Annotated in this window: 21 protein-coding genes and 1 riboswitch; of the genes, 5 read left to right on the top strand and 16 right to left on the bottom strand. The window is 72.4% G+C overall.

What is annotated here, in order from left to right; all coding sequences use genetic code 11:
- Nucleotides 1-4 precede the first annotated feature (4 nt).
- From ACFYZY_RS03625 to ACFYZY_RS03595, 7 genes are all read right to left on the bottom strand, one after another.
- Nucleotides 5-1111 (bottom strand): ABC transporter ATP-binding protein, encoded by a 1107-nt coding sequence (locus ACFYZY_RS03625; protein ID WP_388689121.1) that lies wholly within the window; start codon nt 1109-1111, stop codon nt 5-7.
- A complete protein-coding gene (locus ACFYZY_RS03620; RefSeq protein WP_388689119.1) occupies nt 1108-2106 on the bottom strand; it encodes an ABC transporter permease in 999 nt (332 codons plus the stop codon). The genes ACFYZY_RS03625 and ACFYZY_RS03620 overlap by 4 nt, the downstream gene beginning before the upstream one ends.
- 114 nt (nt 2107-2220) lie before the next feature.
- Nucleotides 2221-3987: an ABC transporter substrate-binding protein gene (locus ACFYZY_RS03615; protein WP_388689118.1), complete on the bottom strand. Its 1767-nt coding sequence runs from the start codon at nt 3985-3987 to the stop codon at nt 2221-2223.
- A 110-nt stretch (nt 3988-4097) separates the two neighbouring features.
- Nucleotides 4098-5117, bottom strand: coding sequence for an ABC transporter permease (locus tag ACFYZY_RS03610; RefSeq protein ID WP_388689116.1), 1020 nt, complete (start codon nt 5115-5117; stop codon nt 4098-4100).
- Between the two features lie 350 nt (nt 5118-5467).
- Nucleotides 5468-6295, bottom strand: coding sequence for an enhanced serine sensitivity protein SseB C-terminal domain-containing protein (locus tag ACFYZY_RS03605; RefSeq protein WP_388689115.1), 828 nt, complete (start codon nt 6293-6295; stop codon nt 5468-5470).
- A gap of 90 nt (nt 6296-6385) precedes the next feature.
- Nucleotides 6386-7126 carry an enhanced serine sensitivity protein SseB gene (locus ACFYZY_RS03600; RefSeq protein WP_388689114.1) on the bottom strand — a complete coding sequence of 247 codons (741 nt, stop codon included), beginning with the start codon at nt 7124-7126 and terminating at the stop codon, nt 6386-6388.
- 240 nt (nt 7127-7366) lie between these two features.
- Nucleotides 7367-8029, bottom strand: coding sequence for an AAA family ATPase (locus tag ACFYZY_RS03595; RefSeq protein ID WP_388689113.1), 663 nt, complete (start codon nt 8027-8029; stop codon nt 7367-7369).
- 167 nt (nt 8030-8196) lie between these two features.
- A riboswitch (glycine riboswitch) is annotated at nt 8197-8296 on the top strand.
- A 155-nt stretch (nt 8297-8451) separates the two neighbouring features.
- Here ACFYZY_RS03595 and gcvT point away from each other — a divergent pair.
- The 4 genes from gcvT to ACFYZY_RS03575 all read left to right on the top strand — a co-directional run bounded on the left by gcvT (nt 8452) and on the right by ACFYZY_RS03575 (nt 12878).
- Nucleotides 8452-9576, top strand: a complete 1125-nt coding sequence (gene gcvT / locus ACFYZY_RS03590; RefSeq protein WP_388689111.1) for a glycine cleavage system aminomethyltransferase GcvT — start codon at nt 8452-8454, stop codon at nt 9574-9576.
- 77 nt (nt 9577-9653) lie between these two features.
- Nucleotides 9654-10034, top strand: coding sequence for a glycine cleavage system protein GcvH (gcvH, locus tag ACFYZY_RS03585; protein WP_388689109.1), 381 nt, complete (start codon nt 9654-9656; stop codon nt 10032-10034).
- Nucleotides 10035-10066: 32 nt separating this feature from the next.
- Complete coding sequence (glyA, locus tag ACFYZY_RS03580; protein ID WP_388689107.1) at nt 10067-11335, top strand: serine hydroxymethyltransferase; 1269 nt, start codon at nt 10067-10069, stop codon at nt 11333-11335.
- Nucleotides 11336-11492: 157 nt separating this feature from the next.
- Entirely contained in the window at nt 11493-12878 is a 1386-nt protein-coding gene (locus ACFYZY_RS03575; protein ID WP_388689106.1) for an L-serine ammonia-lyase, read from the top strand.
- Nucleotides 12879-12992: 114 nt separating this feature from the next.
- Here ACFYZY_RS03575 and ACFYZY_RS03570 read toward each other — a convergent pair whose 3' ends face one another.
- The 5 genes from ACFYZY_RS03570 to ACFYZY_RS03550 all read right to left on the bottom strand — a co-directional run bounded on the left by ACFYZY_RS03570 (nt 12993) and on the right by ACFYZY_RS03550 (nt 17903).
- Complete coding sequence (locus ACFYZY_RS03570; RefSeq protein WP_351895805.1) at nt 12993-13208, bottom strand: EF-hand domain-containing protein; 216 nt, start codon at nt 13206-13208, stop codon at nt 12993-12995.
- Nucleotides 13209-13734: 526 nt separating this feature from the next.
- Nucleotides 13735-14238, bottom strand: coding sequence for an ATP-binding protein (locus ACFYZY_RS03565; protein ID WP_388689104.1), 504 nt, complete (start codon nt 14236-14238; stop codon nt 13735-13737).
- Nucleotides 14239-14321: 83 nt separating this feature from the next.
- Entirely contained in the window at nt 14322-15089 is a 768-nt protein-coding gene (locus ACFYZY_RS03560) for an enoyl-CoA hydratase/isomerase family protein (protein ID WP_388689103.1), read from the bottom strand.
- Nucleotides 15090-15174: 85 nt separating this feature from the next.
- Nucleotides 15175-16437 carry an Ig-like domain-containing protein gene (locus ACFYZY_RS03555; protein WP_388689101.1) on the bottom strand — a complete coding sequence of 421 codons (1263 nt, stop codon included), beginning with the start codon at nt 16435-16437 and terminating at the stop codon, nt 15175-15177.
- A gap of 248 nt (nt 16438-16685) precedes the next feature.
- On the bottom strand, nt 16686-17903 hold the full coding sequence (locus ACFYZY_RS03550; RefSeq protein ID WP_388689099.1) for an Ig-like domain-containing protein: 1218 nt from the start codon (nt 17901-17903) through the stop codon (nt 16686-16688).
- A 163-nt stretch (nt 17904-18066) separates the two neighbouring features.
- Between ACFYZY_RS03550 and glgX the strand changes: the two genes are divergently transcribed.
- Nucleotides 18067-20268, top strand: coding sequence for a glycogen debranching protein GlgX (glgX, locus tag ACFYZY_RS03545; protein ID WP_388689098.1), 2202 nt, complete (start codon nt 18067-18069; stop codon nt 20266-20268).
- A gap of 24 nt (nt 20269-20292) precedes the next feature.
- Here the strand turns inward: glgX and ACFYZY_RS03540 are convergent, their stop codons facing one another.
- From ACFYZY_RS03540 to ACFYZY_RS03525, 4 genes are all read right to left on the bottom strand, one after another.
- The gene (locus tag ACFYZY_RS03540; protein WP_388689097.1) at nt 20293-20940 is read right to left on the bottom strand and encodes a response regulator; all 648 of its coding nucleotides are present in this window, start codon (nt 20938-20940) and stop codon (nt 20293-20295) included.
- A complete protein-coding gene (locus ACFYZY_RS03535) occupies nt 20937-22235 on the bottom strand; it encodes a sensor histidine kinase (RefSeq protein ID WP_388689095.1) in 1299 nt (432 codons plus the stop codon). The genes ACFYZY_RS03540 and ACFYZY_RS03535 overlap by 4 nt, the downstream gene beginning before the upstream one ends.
- A 97-nt stretch (nt 22236-22332) precedes the next feature.
- Nucleotides 22333-23106 (bottom strand): ABC transporter permease, encoded by a 774-nt coding sequence (locus ACFYZY_RS03530; protein WP_388689093.1) that lies wholly within the window; start codon nt 23104-23106, stop codon nt 22333-22335.
- Nucleotides 23103-24014 carry an ABC transporter ATP-binding protein gene (locus ACFYZY_RS03525; RefSeq protein ID WP_388689091.1) on the bottom strand — a complete coding sequence of 304 codons (912 nt, stop codon included), beginning with the start codon at nt 24012-24014 and terminating at the stop codon, nt 23103-23105. Before ACFYZY_RS03525 ends, ACFYZY_RS03530 begins: the two co-directional genes overlap by 4 nt.
- Between the last annotated feature and the right edge of the window lie 64 nt (nt 24015-24078).

Here is a 24078-nt window from a genome sequence, read left to right as displayed (position 1 = left end):
TCGCTCACAGCTTCGGCGCAATCTCTTCGGTCCAGATGCGGGTGCGCTCCTCCTGCGGCATGTGGCAGGCGGAGTGGTGGCGCTCTCCGACGAGAGCCAGCTCGGGCCGCTGGGTGCGCGTGACGCCGCCCTTGGGGACGTCCGCGTAGGGGCAGCGCGGGTTGAAGGCGCAGCCGCTCGGGACGTCGATGAGGCTCGGCGGGTTGCCCTTGACCGGGATGAGCCGTTCGCTCTGCTCGCGGTCGATGCGGGGCATCGAGCCGAGCAGGCCCCAGGTGTAGGGGTGCTGCGGCTCGTAGAAGACGGACTCGGCCGGGCCGCGCTCGACGCAGCGCCCGCCGTACATGACGAGGATGTCGTCGGCCAGCTCCGCGACGACGCCGAGGTCGTGGGTGATGATGACGACCGCGGAGCCGAACTCCTTCTGCAGGTCGCGCATCAGGTCGAGGATCTGCGCCTGCACGGTCACGTCGAGCGCGGTGGTCGGCTCGTCCGCGATGAGCAGCTCGGGGTTGTTGACCAGCGCCATGGCGATCATGGCGCGCTGGCGCATGCCGCCGGAGAACTCGTGCGGGTAGTTGTCGAACCGCTTGGCGGGCTCGGGGATGCCGACCCGGTCCAGGAGTTCGACGGCCCGCCGGCGCGCCGTCTTCTTGTCGGTGTCGTGGTGGACGCGGTACGCCTCCACGATCTGGGCGCCGACCGTGTAGTACGGGTGCATCGCGGACAGCGGGTCCTGGAAGATCATGGCCATCTCGCGGCCGCGCATCCGGCGGACCTCGTCCGGGTCGGCCGAGAGCAGCTCGCGCCCCTTGAGCCAGATCTCGCCGGAGATCCTGGCCTTCTGCCGGCCGTACTGCCCGACCGTGTGCAGGCCCATGATGCCGAGCGAGGTCACCGACTTTCCGGAGCCGGACTCGCCCACGATCCCGAGGGTCCTGCCCTTCTCCAGCTGGAAGGAGAGGCCGTCGACCGACTTGACCAGGCCGTCGTCGGTCGGGAAGTGGATCCTCAGGTCGCGTACGTCGAGGAAGGCGTCGGAGGGAGCGGACTTCCCGGCGGCGACGGGCTCTCCCACCGCCGCCGCGGTCTTCGTCGGGTTGTCCGTCATGCGAGCCTCACTCGGGGGTCGATCACCGCGTACAGGAGGTCCACCACGAGGTTGGCGATGACCACGCAGGCGGCCGTGATGAGGGTGACCGCGAGGATCACCGGCAGGTCGCGGTCGCCGACCGCCTTGAAGGCGGCGTTGCCGAGGCCCGACAGGTTGAACGCGGTCTCGGTCAGGACCGCGCCGCCGACGAGGGCGCCGAGGTCCATGCCGAAGATGGTCAGGATGGGGGTCATGGTGGAGCGCATCGCGTGCTTGCCGAGCACGACCGGCTCCGGCAGGCCCTTGGCGCGGGCGGTGCGGATGTAGTCCTCGCCGAGGACCTCCAGCATGGTGGCGCGGGTGAGGCGCGCGTACATCGCCGCGTAGAGGAAGGCGAGGGTGACCCAGGGCAGGAGCAGACCGCCGAACCACGCGCCCGGGGACTCGGAGATCGGCACGTACTTGGCGTCCAGCCAGCCGAGCTGGGTGCGGAAGAGGAACATCGCCAGCATGGCGGTGAAGTAGATGGGGAGCGAGACGCCGGCGAGCGCGGTGACCATCGCCGCCCGGTCGATCACGGTGCCCCGCTTGAGCGCGGAGACGACACCGGTGGTGACGCCCATCACGAGCCAGAGCACGGCCGCGCCGAGGACCATGGAGAGGGTGACCGGGATGCGGTCGACCAGCATGGTCCAGACGTCCTGCTCGGTCTTGAAGGAGTAGCCGAAGCACGGGGCCGCGCAGTGGATGCTGTCGCCGCCGCCGACGTAGTCCCGGCCGACGAAGATGCCGGAGACGAAGTGCCAGAACTGCACCAGGATCGGCTCGTCCAGGCCCAGCTTCTGCCGGATGCCCTCGATGGATGCCGGATCCGCCTGCTTGCCGACGAACATCGCGGCAGGGTCGCTGCCGGTCAGCTTGGGAATGAGGAAGAAGATGCTGAGCGTCACGAGCGTGACGACGAGCAGCATCACGACGACCGCGAGGAGTCGCCGGACTATGTATGCAAGCATGCGGTCGGCCGGTCGGCGGCCGGGGGACCCGGTCGGGTCCCCCGGCCGCCGCCCACGGCCATCACCTGCCCTTCGGACCTGGCGGCGGGTGGTGCGCCGGTGGAGCGGGTCGGATTACTTGACGACGCCGAGCGACGCGTAGTCGTAGCGGCCGTTGTAGGCGTCCGCCGTGTAGACGTTGGTCAGCCGGGAGCTGCGCCAGATGATGTTCTTCTCGTGGGTGAAGGGCAGGTAGACCGCGGCCTCCGACACCTTCGTGTTGATCTGCTTGTAGAGCTCGCCGGCCTTGGCCGGGTCGGTCTCCTTCAGCGCCTGGTCGAACAGGCCGTTGACGGCCGGGTCGTTCAGCTCGGAGAAGTTGTTGTTGCCGCTCTGGAGGATGAAGCGGCCGTCGACCAGCGGCTGGAGGAAGCCCTGTCCGGTCGGGAAGTCGGCGCCCCAGCCCATGATGATGACGCCGTAGCCCTTCTCCTTGACCACCTTCGGCGAACCGATGATGCCGGAGGTCTGGGCGCCGTCGAACTGGTCGATCTGGGCGTCGATGTTGACGGCCTTCAGCGCCTGCTGGAGGGACTCGGCGGTGGCGATCTCGATCGGCTTGTTGTTGCGGACCGCGATGGTGGTCTTGAAGCCGTTCGGCTTGCCGCACTTGGCGAGGGCCTCCTTGGCCTTCGCCAGGTCCGGCTTGCCCGCGAGCTTGCCGTACGGGTCGGCCTTCGGGTCGGCGCCCTTGATCGCCGGCGGCAGCATGTTGGTGGCGATGTCGCCACCGGCCTGCGGGCCGCCGCGGGCGGTCTGCAGGGACTTGGAGTCCGCCGCGTAGATCATGGCCTTGCGGCACTCGATGTGGGGCGTGACCGTCTGCGGGAAGACCGCGTAGCGGATGAAGCCCGTCTGCGGGTTGTCGATGTTGCCCTTGTGCTGCTGGAGCACCTTCTGGCGGGCGGCGGCGCCGACGCCGGTCGCGTTGATGTCGAGGTCGTACTCGCCCTCGATCAGGCGGTTGTCCATGTCGTCGGAGTTCGTGGTGAACGTGACGCTGATCTTGTCCGGCAGGGCCTTGCGGACGGTGTCCGTCTTGGCGTCCCACTTGTCGTTGCGGACGAGCTTGATGGACTTGTTGGGGGTGTAGGACTCCCACTTGTACGGGCCGGAGGAGAACGGCTTCAGACCGTACTTGGACTTGGTGTCCTTGTCCTGGCGGACCGGGGAGGCGGCGGGCATCGCCAGCATCTGCAGGAAGTCGCCGTTGGCGACCGGCAGCTTGAAGACGATGGTCTTGTCGTCCGGGGTCTCGATCGCCTTCAGGCCGAGCTTGTCGGGCGAGGTGTCCTTGTAGGGACCCTTGTACTCGTTCTTGGGGTCCAGGACCTGCTGGAGGTAGATCGGGCCGCCGGAGATGACGTCCTGCGCCCAGATGCGCTCGATGCCGTACTTGATGTCCTTGGAGGTGATCGGCTTGCCGTCCTCCCAGGTGACCCCGTCCTTCAGGGTGAAGGTGTAGGTGAGGCCGTCGGTCGAGACCTTGCCGGTGTCGGTGGCGAGGTCGGAGACCAGCTCGGTGGAGGCCGCGCCGGGCTCCGCCTTGAAGGTGACCAGCTGGCGCGTGTAGTAGCGGGCGAAGTCCCACACGAAGCCGTAGTAGCCGCGCTGCGGGTCCCAGCTGTCGGCCTCCTGCGAGCCGATGAACTTCAGCTCGCCGCCCTTCTTGTCGGAGGCGTTGAGGACCTTGTTGACACCACCGTTGAAGGCGAGGCCGCCCTTGCCCTTGTCGCCGCCGTCGCCGTTGCCGCCGCCGCAGGCCGTGGTGACGACCATCGTGGCCGCCGCGAGCAGCGCGCCCGCGGCGATCCTGCGCCTCTGAGTGCTCATCAGGGTCATGGGTCTCGCAACCTCCGGGATAGTGGCGGCCGTTGCGGCGGTCCGCCGTTGGGGGTGGGGCCTCCTGTCGCCAGCGGCAGGGGCGGTTCGTGCGGGTCGTCGGCGAACGGTCAGCGGGAGCCCTTCGGGTCGAGCGCGTCGCGCACGCCGTCGCCGAAGAGGTTGAACGCCAGGACGGTGATGAAGATCGCGAGGCCGGGGATCACCATGAACAGCGGGTCCGACTCGTAGGTGTTGATGGCCTTGGACAGCATCTGGCCCCAGGAGGCGGTGGGGGGCTTCACACCGGCCCCGAGGAAGCTGAGGGCCGCCTCGGTGAGGATGTTGGTGGGGATCATGAGGGTCGCGTAGACCGTGATCGGCGCCACCAGGTTGGGCAGCAGCTCCTTGCGCAGGATGTAGAGGCGGCCCGCGCCCAGGCTCTGGGCGGCCTCCACGTACTCCCGGTTGCGCAGCGAGAGGGTCTGGCCCCGGACGATGCGGCCGACGTACGGCCAGCCGAAGAAGCCGATCACGACGACGAGGGCGCCGATGCGCACGCCCGAGCCCTCGATCCCGAGGAGCTCGTTGGGCAGCACCGAGACCAGCGCGATCGTGAAGAGCAGCTGCGGGAAGGCGAGCATGACGTCCATGACCCGGCTGAGGGCCGCGTCGATCCAGCCGCCGAAGTAGCCCGCGACGATGCCGAGGACGGTGCCGAGGGCGACCGCGAAGACCGCCGCGAGGAAGGCGACGAGCAGCGAGATCCGGGCGCCGTAGACGATGCGGCTGAAGACGTCGCGGCCGTTGACCGGCTCCACCCCGAGGAGGAAGTCGGAGCTGATGCCGCCCCAGGAGCCGATCGGGGTGCCGAACAGCGGGTCGATCTGGTCCTCGTGGAACTCGTCCGGCGGATGGCCGAGGAGACCGACGATGAGCGGCGCGAAGACCGCGACCACGACGAGGAAGAGGACGACGAAGGCGCCGGCGAGGGCGAGCTTGTCGCGCTTGAGGCGGGTCCAGGCGATCTTCCAGGGCGAACGGCCCTGGATCTCCTTGTCGGGGAGGCCGGGGACGCCGGGGGCGGCGGGCGCGCCGTCGACGGTGGCGGTCGACGCACCCGCACTCGTCTCGTGCAGTGGTGCCGTCATCGTGGTGAGGACCCCTCTCGGCCGCCGGTAGCCGGCCCTTGCCCGCCGCGGGTGGCGGCTCGGTGGAACAACCTGCGGGGCACCTGCTCGAAAGGAGCCGGGTACCCGGTGTTCCGGGAGTCTTCAACGCGTTTGTGATCACCCGCCAGACCTGGCGGGGAATGGTTGCCCAAACGTGATGCGGTGCTGTGAATTCCGTTATGCGGACGGCACGCGGACGTGAGCGGACCAACTCGGGTCCTCTTCCCCGCAACCGGACATGTCGCCCAACGCGGCCTTCGGCCTCTTGAATTGGGGCGAACGAAGAGCCGGGGCGGTTCCGCCGGGCCGTACGGGGCGGGAGGGGCGTCTCAGTATCCGGACGGAGCCGCCGGCGGGTATCCGTACCCCGGGGCGGCGGAGCCGCGGCCGGCGTGCGCCTCCCGGTCGTAGAAGGGGCGCGCGTTCGCCCGCAGCCAGAGTGCCACCGGGTCGTAGGCGTCGGAGAGGGCGACCGTCGAGACGGGCAGGCCGTCGGGGACGCCGCCGATGGACTGGCGCATCATCGTCCGGACCGTGTCGACGGCCGCCGGGGAGGTGTCGTACAGGTCGAGCCCGATGACGAGGTACGGGGAGCCGAGCGCGGGCTGCACCCAGCCGCGGCGCAGCGCCCGGACGGCCGGGGTGCGGTGCGCGTTCTGGGTCAGCAGGGCGTAGAACTGGGGGATCTCCAGGGCGGGCTCGGTGACGCGCAGCGGCCCGGCGGGCATCCGGTCGAGGCCGGTGGCGATCCGGCGCAGGTCGGCCCAGGGGATGCCGACCCCGCCACCGGGGGCGTGCGGGTTGAGCCAGACGCCCCAGCGGTCGGGGTAGAGGGCGCGGGCGATCTCCCGGCCGGTGACGAGTTCGTGGGCGCGGTTCCAGCCGGAGGCGGCGAGCTCCCGGGACGAGGTGACGCACGGCGCGTAGCCGAAGCCGTCGACCTCCATGTTCCCGTACTGGGCGTCGGGCGAGCCGGGCGAGCCCTGCCAGAGCAGCATCGTGAGCTCGCCGTCGGCGAGGGCGTGCAGCAGCCCCTCGTACGCGTCGTAGCGTCCGGGTGCCACCTGGCTCAGCGCGTGCTCGACCTTCCCCCGGGCTCCCGGCTCCGCTCGGGCGGAGGAGGCCCCGTTGTCCTCGGCCGTGCCTGACGCGCTCACCCTGGTTCCGCCCCTCTTCCGTCCACCACGTGTGCGCGGCCGCGAGGTCCGCGCGGCCGCCGAGTCAGTTCAGCTTAAACAGGGGGCCGCTCACACGGCGGCGCGCTGGTAGAAGGGCCGCACCCGCTCCACCATCCAGTCCGCGACCGGGTCCTGCGCCAGGTCGAGCAGGATGAGGTTGACCGGCCAGGCCACCTCGACCCGGCCGAGGGCGCGGCCGAGGGCGTCCAGGGGCTCGGTGCGGTCGGTGCCCTCCCAGCGGGAGAGCTGGACGCCGACGAAGAGGGCCGGTTCGGCGCCCTCGACGCTGGCGAGGGCGCGGCGGGCGGTGGTGACGATGCCGATGGCCTCGAACTCGGCGGAGGCCGCGGCGAGGAAGTCGACCGGGTCGTCCTGCCAGTCGGGCTCGAAGAGCCGGACTCGGCCGCCGGAGGCGGGCCCGTCGAGCGGGGTCCGGCCGGCGCGGCAGAGTTCGGCCACGGCGGGCGGGAGCAGCGGGACGCCGACGACGCCGCCGGGGTTCACGGCGATGCCGAGCTGCGGGGGCAGGCCGCGGGCGAAGTCGCGGGCGGGGGCGACGGCGAAGGACATGTGGTCGCCGACGCAGGCGCGGAACTGCTGCTCGGAGCTGAAGACGGGGGTGTAGGCCGCGCCGTCGAGCTCCAGGGTGGCGAGGTCCGGGCCGGTGCCGTCGGGGGCGCGGCCGTTGGGCAGGGGCACCCAGACCGGGCTGCGGCCGAGCACCTCGATCAGGCGGCCGCCCGCTCCGGGGTCGCCGAGCGAGGCGGCCAGCACCTCTTCCAGTTCGTTGCCCGGCCACGTCACGTCCACGGTCCCGTTCCCCTCCTCGCGCCGGCCTGCCGCTCCGGCCGCCCGGCAGCACCCTAACGCCGCCCCGGCACCGCCGTGGCCGGAAGGGAGGGGTACGGGCGTCCGGGACCGCCCCCTTCCGGCGGGCGGGCGGTCCGGACGGGCGGCCGGTCCGGGCGGACGGCCCCGACGGCCGGTCCGGGCGGACGGCCCCGGCGGCCGGTCCGGGCGGACGGCCCCGACGGCCGGCGGGCGCCCCCGTCAGGCGGCCTCCCGGAAGGTGATCGTCCGCAGGGTGTCGGCGGCGTCCCGGTCGAGGAGGGTCGCCGAGGCGCAGCCGTGCGGCAGCCGTCCCGACTCGACGGCCCTCAGCAGCCGGCCGACCGCGCGGCGGTGGCGGGCGAAGGCGTACCCGGAGACGCCCCGGCCCCGGGCGTCCTGGCCCGCCCTCGCGGTGCCCGGGGTGACGTCCAGGAGGAGCAGGTGCAGGGCCCGGCCCCGGCGGCGGGCCTCGCGGGCGAGCCAGCCGCGCACCCAGGACTGGGTGCCGCAGTCGTGCACGATCACGCTCGCGCCGGAGCGCAGGGCGCGGCGCAGCCCGGCGTAGTGCGCGAGCCGGACCAGGGGGCGGTAGACGGCGTACGGCAGGAGCCGGGGCATCCGGGCCTCCCACCGCTCGCGGGCGTCCTGGGAGTCGATGCCGCGTCCTTCGGCGGCCCGCCGCATGAGGGTGGACTTGCCGCTGCCGGGGAGCCCGGAGACGACCACGAGGTCGCCCGGGGCGAAGGCGAGGGTGCGGGGGCCCCGGCCGCCGCGCTCGCGCAGGTCCCGCAGGATCCGGCCCCGCCCCCGGGTCCGGGCACGGGCTCGCCGGGACGGTATGCCGGTACCCGCCGCGCAGGCGCCGGTGTGCTGGATCGTCATCGCGTCTCCCCCTGCCGGGCCTCGGGAGGCCCTTCCCAAGAAGTGTAAAGAAACGGTAATGGGACACAAGCGATTTGCCGCGCCGACACCGCGTGCAATGATGTGCCCGCCAGGACCGGACAGGCCCTGCACGGGCACGATCGCCCTACAACCGCATACCGGCCGCTCGAATCCGCGCGGGAGAGTTCCGGGGCACAGTCTGCGCCCGGACGCCGAAGGAGCAAGACCCTCCCTTGAATCTCTCAGGCCCCGTACCGCGCGGATGAGGCAGATCTGAAAAGCGGGACGCCGTCGCGTCCCCACCCAAGGTGCAAGCCGGGGATGCCCCCGGTGAACCTCTCAGGTTCCATGACAGATGGGGAGGACGTCCTCGCCCGTCATGTCTTCGTCACCGAACGCCCTTGGGACCCGGGAGCCACCCCATGACCTCTGCCCCCCGCCTGACCGCCCTCGATGCGCTGCATCGTTCGCTGGGTGCGACCATGACCGACTTCGCGGGCTGGGACATGCCCCTGCGGTACGGCAGCGAGCGCGACGAGCACCACGCCGTGCGCACCCGGGCCGGCCTCTTCGACCTCTCCCACATGGGCGAGATCACCGTCACCGGGCCGCAGGCCGTCGAACTGCTCGACTTCGCCCTGGTCGGCAACATCTCCACGGTGGGCGCCGGCCGCGCCCGGTACACGATGATCTGCCGCGAGGACGGCGGCATCCTGGACGACCTGATCGTCTACCGCCTCGGCGAGACCGAGGCCCCCGAGTACATGGTGGTGGCCAACGCCTCCAACGCCCAGACCGTCCTGGACGCCCTCACCGAGCGCGCGGCCGGCTTCGACGCCGAGGTCCGCGACGACCGCGACGCGTACGCCCTGATCGCGATCCAGGGCCCGGAGTCCGCCGGCATCCTGAAGTCGGTGACCGACGCCGACCTGGACGGCCTGAAGTACTACGCCGGCCTGCCGGGCACGGTCGCGGGCGTGCCCGCGCTGATCGCCCGCACCGGCTACACCGGCGAGGACGGCTTCGAGCTCTTCCTGAAGCCCGAGCACGCCGAGGGCGTCTGGAAGGCCCTGACCGTGGCGGGCGAGGGCGCCGGCCTGATCCCCTGCGGCCTGTCCTGCCGCGACACGCTCCGCCTGGAGGCGGGCATGCCGCTCTACGGCCACGAGCTGACCACCGGTCTCACCCCCTTCGACGCGGGCCTCGGCCGGGTCGTGAAGTTCGAGAAGCCGGGCGACTTCGTGGGCCGCAAGGCGCTGGAGGCCGCCGCCGAGCGCGCCGAGACCGCCCCGCCGCGCAGGCTGGTCGGCCTGGTCGCCGAGGGCCGCCGGGTCCCCCGCGCCGGCTTCTCCGTCGTCAAGGACGGCGAGGTCGTCGGCGAGGTCACCTCCGGCGCCCCGTCCCCGACCCTCGGGAAGCCGATCGCGATGGCGTACGTGGACGCGGCGCACGCGGAGCCCGGCACGCCGGGCGTGGGCGTGGACATCCGGGGCACCCACGAGCCGTACGAGGTCGTGGCGCTGCCCTTCTACAAGCGCCGGAAGTGACGCGTCCGTCCCACCCGGCGTCTCACCCCGCAAGACCGACGTTCCTCAGCACTCCCCCGATCCAGGAGAATCAGGTCATGAGCAACCCCCAGCAGCTGCGCTACACCAAGGAGCACGAGTGGCTCTCGGACGCCGAGGACGGCGTCGCGACGGTCGGCATCACGGAGTTCGCGGCCAACGCGCTCGGTGATGTCGTCTACGCCCAGCTCCCCGAGGTCGGCTCCACCGTCACCGCGGGCGAGACCTGCGGCGAGCTGGAGTCGACGAAGTCCGTGAGCGACCTGTACTCCCCCGTCTCGGGTGAGGTCGTCGCCGCCAACCAGGACGTGGTGGACGACCCGTCCCTGGTGAACACGGCTCCGTTCGAGGGTGGCTGGCTGTTCAAGGTGCGCGTCGCGGGTGAGCCGGACGACCTGCTCACCGCCGACGAGTACGCCGCGTTCTCCGCCGGGAACTGAGACCGGGCCCGAGACCCCCTAGGGATCGATTCATGTCGCTTCTGAACACCCCCCTCCACGAGCTGGACCCCGACGTCGCCGCCGCCGTCGACGCCGAGCTCCGCCGTCAGCAGTCCACCCTCGAGATGATCGCCTCGGAGAACTTCGCTCCGGTCGCGGTCATGGAGGCGCAGGGCTCCGTCCTCACCAACAAGTACGCCGAGGGCTACCCGGGCCGCCGTTACTACGGCGGCTGCGAGCACGTCGACGTGGCCGAGCAGATCGCGATCGACCGGATCAAGGACCTGTTCGGCGCCGAGTACGCCAACGTCCAGCCGCACTCCGGCGCCTCCGCGAACCAGGCCGCCCTCTTCGCGCTCGCCCAGCCGGGCGACACGATCCTGGGTCTGGACCTGGCGCACGGCGGCCACCTCACCCACGGCATGCGCCTGAACTTCTCCGGCAAGCAGTTCGACGTGGTCGCGTACCACGTGGACGGGGCCGGTCTGGTCGACATGGCCGAGGTCGAGCGCCTCGCCAAGGAGCACCGCCCGAAGGTGATCATCGCCGGCTGGTCGGCGTACCCGCGTCAGCTGGACTTCGCGGAGTTCCGCCGGATCGCGGACGAGGTCGGCGCCTACCTGTGGGTCGACATGGCCCACTTCGCGGGCCTGGTCGCCGCCGGTCTGCACCCGAACCCGGTCGAGCACGCGGACGTGGTGACCTCCACCACGCACAAGACGCTCGGCGGCCCCCGCGGCGGCGTCATCCTGGCGAAGAAGGAGTTCGCGAAGAAGCTGAACTCCTCGGTCTTCCCCGGTTTCCAGGGCGGCCCGCTGGAGCACGTGATCGCGGCCAAGGCCGTCTCCTTCAAGGTCGCGGCCTCGGAGGAGTTCAAGGAGCGCCAGGAACGCACCCTGGAGGGCGCCCGGATCATCGCCGAGCGCCTGGTCCAGGACGACGTGACCGCCCACGGCGTCTCGGTCCTGTCCGGCGGCACGGACGTGCACCTGCTCCTGGTCGACCTGCGCGACTCGGAGCTGGACGGCCAGCAGGCCGAGGACCGGCTCCACGAGGTCGGCATCACGGTCAACCGGAACGCGGTCCCCAACGACCCGCGTCCCCCGATGGTCACCTCGGGCCTGCGCATCGGCACGCCGGCACTCGCGACCCGCGGTTTCGGGGCCGAGGACTTCCGCGAGGTGGCGGACGTCATCGCCGAGACCCTGAAGCCCGGCTTCGACGCCGGGAAGGCCGAGGCCCTCAAGGCCCGGGTGACCGCCCTCGCGGACAAGCACCCGCTGTACCCCGGCCTGAAGTGATCCCGCAGTAATTTCGTACGCTTTTGTTCGTACGGACATCCGGGGCACCGCGCACACTGGAACACGGGCGCGGTGCCCCGACCCATGTCCCCCGTCCACGCGCTTTCTGCACCACCCCGGCAGACAACGACGTCCAGCCCCCACAAGGAGTCCTCCCGTGGCCATCTCGGTCTTCGACCTGTTCTCGATCGGCATCGGTCCGTCGAGCTCCCACACGGTGGGCCCGATGCGCGCGGCCCGGATGTTCGCCCGCCGGCTGAAGAACGAGGGCCTGCTGGCCCACACGGCGAAGGTACGGGCGGAGCTGTACGGCTCCCTGGGCGCGACCGGCCACGGCCACGGCACCCCGAAGGCGGTCCTGCTCGGACTGGAGGGGAACTCGCCCCGCACGGTCGACGTGGAGCACGCGGACGAGGAGTTCGAGCGGATCAGGGCGAGCGGCCGGATCGACCTGCTCGGCGCCCACGAGATCCCGTTCTCGTTCGACGACGACCTGGTCCTGCACCGTCGCAAGGCCCTGCCGTACCACGCCAACGGCATGACGGTCTTCGCGTACGACGCGGAGGGCGGGCTCCTCCTGGAGAAGACGTACTACTCGGTCGGCGGCGGCTTCGTCGTCGACGAGGACGCCGTCGCGGGCGAGAACCCGATCGTCCCGGACGACACCGTCCTGAAGTACCCGTTCCGCACCGGCGACGAGCTGCTGCGCCTCGCCCGGGAGACCGGCCTGTCGATCTCGGCGATGATGCTGGAGAACGAGAAGGCGTGGCGCACCGAGGAGGAGATCCGGGCGGGCCTGCTGGAGATCTGGCGGGTCATGCAGTCCTGCGTCGCGCGCGGCATGTCCCGCGAGGGCATCCTGCCCGGCGGCCTGAAGGTGCGCCGGCGTGCCGCGAACTCCGCCCGCAAGCTGCGCTCCGAGGGGAACCCGGAGGCGCACGCCATGGAGTGGACCACCCTGTACGCGATGGCGGTGAACGAGGAGAACGCGGCGGGCGGCCGGGTGGTGACCGCCCCGACGAACGGCGCGGCCGGCATCATCCCCGCCGTCCTGCACTACTACATGAACTTCGGGGCCGGCAGCGCCTCCCCGGAGGAAAAGGAAGACGGCGTGGTCCGCTTCCTCCTCGCGGCCGGCGCGATCGGCATGCTCTTCAAGGAGAACGCCTCGATCTCCGGCGCCGAGGTCGGCTGCCAGGGCGAGGTCGGCTCGGCCTGCTCGATGGCGGCGGGCGCCCTGGCCGAGGTCCTGGGCGGCTCCCCGGAGCAGGTGGAGAACGCGGCCGAGATCGGCATGGAGCACAACCTGGGCCTGACCTGCGACCCGGTCGGCGGCCTGGTCCAGATCCCCTGCATCGAGCGCAACGGCATGGCGGCGGTCAAGGCGGTCACGGCGGCGAAGATGGCGATGCGCGGCGACGGCAGCCACCTGGTCTCCCTCGACAAGGTCATCAAGACCATGAAGGAGACGGGCGCGGACATGAGCGTGAAGTACAAGGAGACCGCGCGCGGCGGGCTCGCGGTGAACATCATCGAGTGCTGAGGCCCCGGGCGCCGGCCGGCGGTCCTCCGCCCTCCGTCGCAGCGCCGGGGCCCGCCCCGGCGGGCCCCGGACGGGCGGCGGCCGCGGGGCGCGCGGCCCGTCCGGGCGGGCGGGTCAGGCCTTGCTGAGGTGCGACCAGAACTCGTCCCACGACAGCCGGCCGTCGCCGTTGTCGTCGCGCTGCTTGATGAGCGCCTCGGCGACCGTCTCGGTGACGTGGAAGTCGCCCAGCTGCGCCATCACGCTCTTGTACTCCGCGGCGGTGATGAAGCCGTCCCCGTCCACGTCGTACCGGTTGAATGCCGTGCGTGCCGACTCGATGTCCGCCACTGTTTCCGCCCCTTCGTGGTGCTTGTCTGACGGAGGTCAGATTAGCTGGCCCGGGTCCGCCGGATGAGGGGGGTGCGCGCGGCGCGGTGGTACGCGGGGCCCTCCGCCGGGCGGGGCGCCGGGGGCGCGGCCCGCGTCCGGGGCGAGGGGGCCTCCGGCGCGGGCGCTCCCGCCCCTTCGCCGGGCGTCCACCATGCGGACACCTCCGGGAAACAATCAGTGAACCGCATAATCATTCATGGTTTTCAAGGTGAGTGCCGCACGTCACCAACGATTCACTATTAAAGTGTCCATTTTTGCCATAGTTTGCCCCACTAGGGCCTTTTGGCAGAAGGGCCCCCGTCTGGCATAGTCGATGACACGGCCCCCATTGACCCGGGCGAGGTCGATACAGCGGCCGTGGATACACCCCCCCGTCCACGGCGCACCACACGGAAGCCCCCAGCAGCCCCACCACGGCGCACGGGGGCTTCCGTGCGTCCGGGCCCCGCCCCGGCCTCCCGGGGACGGCCTCGGGAGCGGCCGGTCAGACGCGGTCCACCACCCGCATCTCGAACCACGTCGTCTTGCCGCGCGGCGCCAGGTCGGCGCCCCACCGGTCCGCGAGCTTGTCCACGAGGAAGAGGCCCCGCCCGCTCGTGTCCAGTTCGTGCACCGGCATCAGACAGGGCAGTCCGCGCGACGGGTCGCGCACCTCCACCCGGATGCAGCCCCGGCGGCGCTGCAGCCGCAGGGCGAAGGCCCGCGCCCCGGTGTGCCGGACGGCGTTCCCCACCAGCTCCGAGACGAGCAGGACCGCGTGCTCGGCGATCTGCGGCCCCAGCCCCCACTGGCGCGTCACGACGTGCTGCGTCAGCCTGCGGGCCACCCACGCGGACCCGGGCCGGGACCGCAGCCAGACGTCCTCGTCGGCCGGATTGCCGTACGTCTCCACCGCTTCGGCGGCCTGCTGGTCGTCCACGGTCGGTGACCACCGCGCCGCGGCGCTCGCGCGCTGCCGAGATTGTTCCCTGTCCTCCAGGCCCGCCATGGGTCCCATCATGGCCGCACGGGGCCGCCCCCGGGGGCCGTTCCACCGGAATCGACCCCGACGGGTGCTCTCCTCCGGGCGGATCAGGCGAACTTCGCCTTCCCCGGCCCCTCCTCGACGAAGCTGCGCATCCCGCGCTCCCGGTCCTCGGTGGCGAACAGGGCCGCGAACCAGGTGCGTTCGATCGCGAGACCGGTGTCGATGTCGGTCTCCAGACCCTGGTCGACCGCCTCCTTCGCGGCCCGCAGGGCGACGGCCGGCCCCTGCGCCAGCTTCGCGGCCCACGCGTGCGCCTGCCCGTACACCTCGGCGGCCGGGACGACCCGGTCGACCAGGCCGAGGGAGAGGGCCTCGTCCGCCTTCACCATGCGGCCGGTGAAGATGAGGTCCTTGGCCCGGGAGGGGCCGACGAGGCGGGAGAGGCGCTGGGTGCCGCCCGCGCCCGGGATCAGGCCGAGCAGGATCTCCGGCTGGCCGAGCTTCGCGTCGTCGGCGGCGATCCGGTAGTCGGCGCAGAGCGCCAGCTCGCAGCCGCCGCCGAGCGCGTAGCCGGTGATCGCGGCGACGACCGGCTTGGGGATGCGCGCGACGGCGGTGAAGGCGTCCTGGAGGGCGCGCGAGCGCTTGACCATGGCCACGTGGTCCATGACCTGCATCTCCTTGATGTCCGCGCCGGCCGCGAACACCTTCTCGCCGCCGTACAGGACCACGGCCCGCACGTCGTCGCGGTCGGTCGCCTCCTGGGCCAGCTCGCGCAGCCGGTCCTGGGTGGCGACGTCCAGGGCGTTCATCGGGGGACGGTCGAGGCGGATGGTTCCGACGCCTTCGGCGACTTCGAGGTTCACAGTCATGGGAGAAGGTTAGTGGCCGTTAACGACGCGGGACCCGGTGCTGTTGCTCACAGCACCGGGTCCCGCGGAAGGGGTCCGGGAGCGCCTAGGCGATCCACTCCGACCACGGCATGTTCCAGCCGTTGAGGCCGTTGTCCGGCTTGATCACCTTGTCCTTGGAGTTCTTCACGACGATCACGTCACCGATGATCGAGCTGTCGTAGAACCAGGCGGCCGGGGTCGAGCTGTCCCCCGCGCCCCGGGTGTCCGAGAGGCCGACGCAGCCGTGGCTGACGTTCTGCGAGCCGAAGGTGCTCTTCGAGGCCCAGTAGTTGCCGTGCACGAAGGTGCCCGAGGTGGACAGGCGCATCGCGTGCGGCACGTCCTTGATGTCGTACTCGCCGCCGAAGCCGACCGTGGCGCCGTTCATCCGGGTCACCTTGTACTTCTCGCTGATGACCATCTGACCGTTGTACGTGGTCGTGGAGGGCGCGCCCGCCGTGATCGGCAGCGTCTTGACGATCTTCCCGTCGCGCTCGACCTTCATCGTCTTGGCCTCGGCGTCGACCGTGGAGACCTGGCGGCGGCCGATGGTGAAGGTGATCGTCTTCTTCTGCTTGCCGTAGACGCCGGGGCGGCCCTCGACGCCGTCCAGGTTGAGGTGGACCGTCACCTTGGTGCCGGCGGCCCAGTACTTCTCCGGACGGAAGTCGAGGCGGTCGTTGCCGAACCAGTGGCCCTTGATCTCGACGGCCGGCCGGGCCGTCACCTTGATGGCCTTCTCGACGGCCTCGGGGTTGGTGATGCCCCGGGTGAAGTTGATGGAGACCGGCATGCCGACGCCGACGGTCGAACCGTCCTCCGGCGTGTACTGGCCGATGAAGGTGTTCTTCGGGACGAGGGTGGTGAAGGTGGTGTCCTTGGCCGACTCACGGCCCTCGGCGTCCTTGGCGATGGCGTGGACCTTGTACTGGGTGCCCGCGGCGAGGTGCGCGGTCGGCTGCCAGCTGGCGCCGTCCGCGGTGATCTTCCCCTCGACCGGGGTGCCCTTGGAGTCGGCGACCGTGACCGTGGTCAGCTTGCCCTGCTGGGCGGTGACCTTGAGGACGCCGCTGGTGGCGACCGAGTCGGCGCCGTCCTTCGGAAGGACCGTCACGACCGCCCGGGAGGCCGCGTTGTCCTGCTTCCCGCCGTCCTGGGCGGCCGGGCCCCCCTGCCCGGCGCCGCCCGAGGCCGTCCCGCCCCCGCCGCAGGCGGTCAGCGCGAGCAGCAGCACCCCCGCCGCCAGCGCCTTCAGCCGGGCGCCCCCGCGCCGGCCGTGCCGTCCCGTCGCCCCTACCGATGCCTCCGATATCGGCTGCCCGTTCACTGTGGTCGTCTCCCCTCACACGGGCCGGCAACATCACGGCCCCGCCCCCGTGCGCATCCACTCGCGCACACAACGCCAGATAATCACACCGCGGGACACGAAAGATTCCCGGGGATGTCACCGTTCCGTCCCGATCGGCGCGCGGGGACGGCGGGGCCGCCGGACGCCGGAAAACGGATCGGCGCGACACGGCGCGGGGCGGGTGCAGAACGGGCCGGGCGAATCGGCGCGGGGAGGGGCCGGGCGGGTCAACGCAGGGCGGAGCCCGCCCTCCACCGGTTCCAGTCCAGGTTCCAGCCGCCGAGCCCGTTGTCGGGAGCGACCGTCCGGTCGCGGGAGTTGACCACCTCCACCACGTCGCCGATCAGCGTCCGGTCGAAGAACCAGCCGGCGTGCGACCGCTCGCTGCCGCCCTTCTCGTCCCGGAGCCCCACGCAGCCGTGGCTGACGTTGGCGGCGCCGAAGGTCTCGGGCGGGGCCCAGTAGTTGCCGTGCAGGAAGGTCCCGGACTCGGTGAGCCGCATCGCGTGCGGCACGTCCTTGATGTCGTACTCGCCGCCGAAGCCGACCGTGGCGCCGTTCATCCGCGTCACGTCGTACAGCTCGGTGACGACCATCTTCCCGTTGTACGTGGTGGTCTTCGGCGCCCCGGCGGTGACGGGCAGCGTGGCCAGGAGCTCGCCGTCCCTGCGCACCTCCATGGTGTGGGCGGCGGCGTCCACCACGGAGACCTGGGAACGGCCGACGGTGAAGCCGACCTCCTTGCGCTGGATGCCGTACACGCCGGGGGCGCCCTCCACGTCCCGCAGGTCCAGCGCGACGGTGACCCGCGTGCCGGGGGCCCAGTACTTCTCCGGGCGGAAGTCGAGCCGTTCCCCGCCGAACCAGTGGCCGACGACCTCCACGGGCGGCTCCGAGGTGATCCGGACGGCGCGCTCGACGGCGGCGCGGTGCGTCACGGGGCGGTTGAAGGAGAAGGAGACGATCATGCCGGTGCCGACCGTGGAGCGGTTCTCCGGTGTGAAGTAGCCGATGAAACGGGACGCGGGCACCGCGGTGGTGAAGGTGGTGTGACGGGCCGAACGGCGCGCGCGGGCGTCGAGCGCGACCGCGTCCACGCTGTACTTGGCGGCCGGGGCGAGCCGTGTTCCCGGCCGGGGCCGCCAGCGCAGCCCGTCCGCGGAGACCTCCCCGGCGACCTCGGTCCGCCGGCCGTCCTCGACCCGGGCGACGGTCACCCGTTCGAGCCGTCCGTCGTCCACCCGCACCTCGACCGCGCTCCCGGCCGGGACCGCGCGGCTGCCGTCCTCCGGACTCACCCGGATGACGTCGCCGGGGGCCCGCCCCTTGCCCGGCGAGAAGGGGCCGGTGCCCCCGCCGCCGTCCGCTCCGGCGCAGCCGGCGAGGCCCGCCACCAGTCCCGTCACCGCGAGGGCGCGTACCGCCCGTCTCCATACAGATCTCACTCCCGGCCCAACGACCGCCACCGCCGGGGGAAACGTGCGTGCGGGTCATGTTGGGAGCGCGGCCGGACGGGCAGAACAGGAGGAGAACCGCACCCGGGGAGCGGCGGCCGGGACGCCGCCGCTCCCCGGGTGCGGTCCCGACGGAGCCGCGGGAGGCCGGACGGTGGCGAGCGCAGCCGAGCAGGAGGCCGTACAGGAGCATGCGCCGGAGCGGGCGGGGCCACCCGTGTGGCCGGGGGCGCCGACGCCCCTCGGCGCCCGCTGCCGGACCGGTCCCGACGGGACGGAGGGCACCAACTTCGCCCTGTGGGCGGGCGGGGCGGAGGCCGTCGAGCTGTGCCTGTTCGACGCGGACGGCACGGAGCGGCGGCTGCCGCTGACCGAGCTGACCCACGAGATCTGGCACGGCTTCGTGCCCGGGACCGGTCCGGGGCAGCGCTACGGCTACCGGGTGCACGGCCGCTGGGACCCGTGGACGGGCGCCCGCTGGAACCCGGCGAAGCTGCTCCTCGACCCGTACGCGCGGGCCGTCGACGGCGAGTTCGCCCTTCCCCCCGAGGTGTACGGGCACGTCCGGGACTGGCCGCAGCAGCACGTGGCCGACACCGTGCGCGACGAGCGGGACTCCGCCCCGTACGTGCCGAAGGGGGTCGTCGTCCACGACGACGACGACTGGTCCGACGACCGCAGGCCCAAGACGCCCTGGCAGGACTCGGTCATCTACGAGGTGCACGTCAAGGGCTTCACCAAGCTGCACCCGGGCGTCCCCGAGCACCTGCGCGGCACGTACGCGGGCCTGGCGCACCCGGCCGCGGTCGACCACCTCGTACGGCTCGGGGTGACGGCGGTCGAGCTGCTGCCGGTGCACCAGTTCGCGCACGAGGACCACCTGCTGCGCCGGGGGCTGCGCAACTACTGGGGGTACAACTCCGTCGGCTACTTCGCGCCGCACGCGGGCTACTCCTCCTCGGGGACGGCCGGGCAGCAGGTCGGCGAGTTCAAGCGGATGGTGCGGGCGCTGCACGCGGCCGGGATCGAGGTGATCCTCGACGTGGTCTACAACCACACGGCGGAGGCGGGCGAGCTGGGCCCGACCCTCTCCCTGAAGGGCATCGACAACCGGGCCTACTACCGGCTCCAGTCCGACGCCCGCCGGTACGCCGACTACACGGGCTGCGGCAACACCCTGCACGTCGTGCGGCCGCAGGTGCTGCGGCTCATCACCGACAGCCTGCGCTACTGGGTGACCGAGATGGGGGTGGACGGCTTCCGCTTCGACCTGGCGGCGGCGCTCGCCCGGTCCTTCCACGACGTGGACATGCTCTCCCCCTTCCTGGCGGTCATCGCCCAGGACCCGGTGCTGCGGCGGGTCAAGCTGATCGCGGAGCCGTGGGACGTGGGCAACGGCGGCTACCAGGTCGGGGCGTTCCCGCCGCTGTGGACCGAGTGGAACGACCACTACCGGGACACGGTGCGGGACTTCTGGCGGGGCGCGCTGCCCGACGTCCGGGACCTCGGCTACCGGCTCTCCGGCTCCAGCGACCTGTACGCCTGGGGCGGGCGGCGGCCGTACGCCTCCGTCAACTTCGTCACCGCCCACGACGGCTTCACCCTGCGGGACCTCGTCACGTACGAGCGCAAGCACAACGAGGCCAACGGCGAGGGGAACCGGGACGGCACCCACGACAACCGCTCCTGGAACTGCGGCGCCGAGGGCGAGACCGACGACCCGGGGATCGGGGCGCTGCGGCTGCGCCAGCAGCGCAACCTGCTCACCACCCTGCTCCTGTCGACCGGGGTCCCGATGCTGGTCGCCGGGGACGAGATGGGCCGCACCCAGGGCGGCAACAACAACGCGTACTGCCAGGACAACGAGACCGGGTGGCTCGACTGGTCGCTGCCGGAGGACCCCGGGCGCGGTCAGCTCCTCGCCCTGTCCCGGCGGCTGCTCGCGCTGCGCCACCGCCATCCGGTGCTGCGCCGCCGGGCCTTCTTCTCCGGCCGCCCGCAGCGCGCGGACGGGCTGCGGGACCTGGCCTGGTTCACCGCCGGGGGCACCGAGATGACGGAGGAGGACTGGTACGCGCCCACGGCCACGCTCGGCCTCTACCTGTCGGGCCGGGACATCCCGGGCCGGGACGCACGGGGCGAGCGGATCGCCGACGACAGCTTCCTCGCCGTCCTGCACGCCGGCCACCGGCCGCTGGACTTCCGGCTGCCGGGACCGCCGTGGGCGGAGTCGTACGAACTCGTCGTGGACACGGCCCGGGAGGACCAGTCCGGGGCGCCGGGCACGGTCCACCGGGGCGGGGAGACGCTCGCGGTGGGAGGCCGGTCGGTGGTGCTGCTGCGGGTGGCGCGGTAGGGGACCGCGAGGGGCCCCGGGCGCTCAGGAGCGGCCCAGGATGCCCCGGTCGTAGCCGGCGGCGACGGCGGCCGCCCGGTCCTTGACGCCCAGCTTGGCGTAGATGTGGGTGAGGTGGGTCTTGACGGTGGCCTCGCTGATGAAGAGCTCGGCGGCGACGGCCCGGTTGCCGGTGCCCCTGGCGACGAGGGCGAGGACCTCGGTCTCGCGGGCGGAGAGGGTGGTGTCGGCGGGCGGGGCGGCGGGGGCGCGGACGGCGGTGACGAGCCGGGAGGCGACGGCCGGGGAGAGGACGGTGCGGCCCTCGGCGGCGGCCCGCACGGCCGCGAACAGTTCCTCGCGCGGGGCGTCCTTGAGCAGGTAGCCGGTGGCCCCGGCCTCGATGGCCGGGAGGGTGTCGGTGTCCGTGTCGTACGTGGTGAGGACGAGGACCCGGGAGCGGGCACCGTGCCGGGTGAGCGCGGCGATGGCGTCGACGCCGCCGCCGCCCGGCATCCGCAGGTCCATGAGGACCACGTCGGGGTCGAGTTCCAGGGCGAGTTCGACGCCCCGCACGCCGTCGGGGGCCTCGCCGAGGACGCGGAATCCGGAGTCCCCGGCGGCGAACATGCCGCGCAGGCCGTCCCGTACGACGGGGTGGTCGTCGACGATCAGCAGGGTGATGTCGGTCATGGTGTGGCCAACGGTACGCGGGCGGAGACCGCCGTGCCCTCACCGGGGGCGGTCTCGACGGTGACGGTGCCGGTGAGGCGTTCGGCGCGGGCCCGCATGCCGTCGAGCCCGAACCCGCCCTCGCCGGTGCCCCGTCCGGGACGGGCGAGCGGGTCGAAGCCGCGGCCGTCGTCCCGCACGTCCAGGGTGATCTCGTCGCCCATGTAGGAGAGGGTGACGCCGGCGCGGGCGGCACCGGAGTGGCGGGCGGTGTTGGACAGGGCCTCCTGGGCGATCCGCAGGAGGGTGGCGGCGACCTCGTCGTGGAGCGGTGCCTCGGTGCCGGTGACGGTGAAGCGGGCGTCGACGCCGGTGCGTTCGGCCCACTCCTCGACGGTCCTGCGCAGCGCCCCGGGAAGGGTGTCGTGCTCCAGGGCGACGGGGCTCAGGTTCCGCACGGAGCGGCGGGCCTCGCCGAGGCTGTGCCGGGCGAGGCCGGCGGCGCGCCTCAGATGGGTCTCGGCGCTTTCCCGGTCGGGGGCTGCGGAGGCGGCCTGGAGCTGGGTGACGACCCCGGTGAGGCCCTGGGCGATGGTGTCGTGGATCTCGGCGGCGAGCCGGCGCCGCTCGTCGGCGATCCCGGCCTCCCGTGCCTGGAGGAGGAGCTGGGCCTGGAGGGCGGCGTTCTCGGCGAGGGCCTGTTCGAGACGGCTGTTGGCACGGCCGAGTTCCGCGATGGTGGCGGCGCGCTCGGCGGCCTTCTCGGTCTCCTTCGTGCCGAGGTGGGAGAAGCCCACGGCCAGGCAGGCGTTCAGGGCGAACAGGCCCCCGAAGGCGAGCCAGTGCACCGGGGTGGCGGGCGGCAGGCCGCCGGACTGGGAGCCGGCCATGGTGACGGCCACCAGGAGGAGCCCGGCGTGCGCGAGGCGGCGGGGCAGCAGGTGGACGGCGTCGAAGTAGCCGACGCAGGCGTAGATCGCGAAGAAGGGGTTGAGCCAGGTCAGCGCGAAGGCCAGGGCGGTGCGGAGCACGAAGTGGGCGGTGGAGGCGGGGCCCGGGGCCCCCGGCACGAGCACGGGAGCGGCGCAGGGCCGCTCGGGTCCCCACCCGGCGGTCGCGACAAGCCGGGCGCAGCGGCGGTTCCAGACCGCGTGGAGGAGGAGCGCCGCCGCCACCAGGACCCCGGCCGCCGCCTTCTCCGCGCGGTCCATCAGCGCGTCGCCCGACGCCCCCGCGATCGCGGTGCCGACGCCGAGCAGGGCGTACGGTCCCCAGCGGAAGAACTGGCGCCAGCGCTCCTCGACGGTGGTCGGCACACCCCTCCCCCTTCACGGTCGTTCGCGGTCGCCGGCGGCCGTTCGTGGCCGGTGGCGGTCTTCGTGGCCGCCGGCGGCCGTTCGTGATCGCCGGCGGTCATTCCCAGCGGAACCAGCGCACCGCGGCGCCGGTCAGCACGGCGGTCCACAGGGCCGTCGTCCCGAGCTCGGCCCAGCCGGGCCAGCCGCCCGAGGCGGCCGCGTCGAGGGCCTGGGACGCGGCGCCGAACGGGGTGAGTCCGACGATCCGCTGCAGGGTATCGGGCATGGCCTGGACCGGCACCCAGACCCCGGCGGTGAACATGCTGGGGAAGAAGACGACGGAGCCGACGGCGGTGGCGGCCTTCTGCGTACGGGAGACGGCGCACACGGCCGCGCCGAGTGCGAGGCCGCCGGCGACGGCGAGCAGCAGGGCGACCAGGTACCCGGCCGGGTTCTCCGGCAGGGCGACGCCGAAGGCGAGGCGGCCGACCGTGATCACGAGGAGCGAGGAGACCAGCGCGGCGACGGCGTGCAGCGCGAGCTGGGCGGTGAGCAGGGAGGCGGGCCGTACGGGGGTGGTGGACATCCGGCGCAGGATGCCGCGCTCGCGGTAGCCGGACAGGACCGGGGGCATGGCCTGGAGCCCGGCCATGATGAGCGCGAAGAGGACGGAGACGGGGGCGTAGAGATCGATGACGCGACGCCCCCCGAGGTCCTCGGACGCCTCCCGGAAGGAGGGGATCAGGCCGAGGACCACGAACAGGACGGTCGGCGAGAGCATCACCCAGAACAGGGAGCCGGGTTCGCGGGCGAAGAGGCGCGCCTCGGTCCTCAGGACGGTGGCGGTGGCGGTGGCGCCGAGGGGGCGCGCGGGGAGGGGCGTGCTCATCGGTGGTCGGTTCCCGTCAGGTCGAGGTAGGCGTCGTCGAGGGTGGCGTCGGCGACCCGGAGCCCGCGGGCCGTGACGCCGTGGCGGGCGAGGAGGGAGACGAAGGCGGCGACGGTCTCGTCGGTGCCGCCGACGGCCGTCCGGCCGTCGGCCGTCGTGACGGAGGCGGCTCCCGGCAGGGCCCGCAGCTCCGCCGGGTCGAGGGGGGTGTCGGCGGCGAAGGAGATCTCCTTGGCGGTGGCGGTGCGCCCGATCAGCCCGTCCGGGGTGTCGAGGGCGGTGATCCGGCCCCGGTCGAGGACGGCGATCCGGTCGCAGAGGCGCTGGGCCTCCTCCATGAAGTGGGTGACGAGCAGGACGGTCGCCCCGGTGTCCCTGACCGTCTCCACGAGCGCCCACACGTCGCGGCGGGCGCGCGGGTCGAGGCCGGTGGTGAGTTCGTCCAGGACGACGACCCGGGGACGTCCGATCAGCGCGAGGGCGACGAACAGCCGCTGCTTCTGCCCGCCGGACAGCTTCCCGAAGCGGACCCCGAGGTGCGGCAGGAGTCCGAGCCGTTCGGCCAGCCCGCGCGGGTCGGCTGGCCGCTCGTGGAAGGAGGCGTACAGGGCGAGCGCCTCACGGACGGTCAGCTTGGGCTGGAGTTCGCTCTCCTGGAGCTGGACCCCGAGGAGCCGGGTGACCTCGGCGCGCCGGACGGCGGGGTCGTACCCGCAGACGCGCACGCTTCCCTCGTCGGGGGACCGCAGCCCCGCGACGCACTCCGCGGTGGTGGTCTTGCCGGCTCCGTTGGGGCCGAGGATCCCGAAGACCTCCCCCTCGCCGACCTCGAAGGAGACCCCGTCGACGACCTTCCGGCCGCCGTAGGTCTTGCGCAGTCCGCGCACGTCGATCGCTGTCGTCGTCATGCCCCGAGGTTCCCGGACCGGGCCGCCCGCCGACATCGGCCGATCCGCTCGTATCCGCCGTCAA

Origin of the sequence: Streptomyces sp. NPDC001744, from assembly GCF_042892575.1 — a bacterium.
GTDB lineage: Bacteria > Actinomycetota > Actinomycetes > Streptomycetales > Streptomycetaceae > Streptomyces.
The sequence above is the reverse complement of the archived record's forward strand: the minus strand, read 5'-3'. Positions and strand labels throughout refer to the sequence as shown.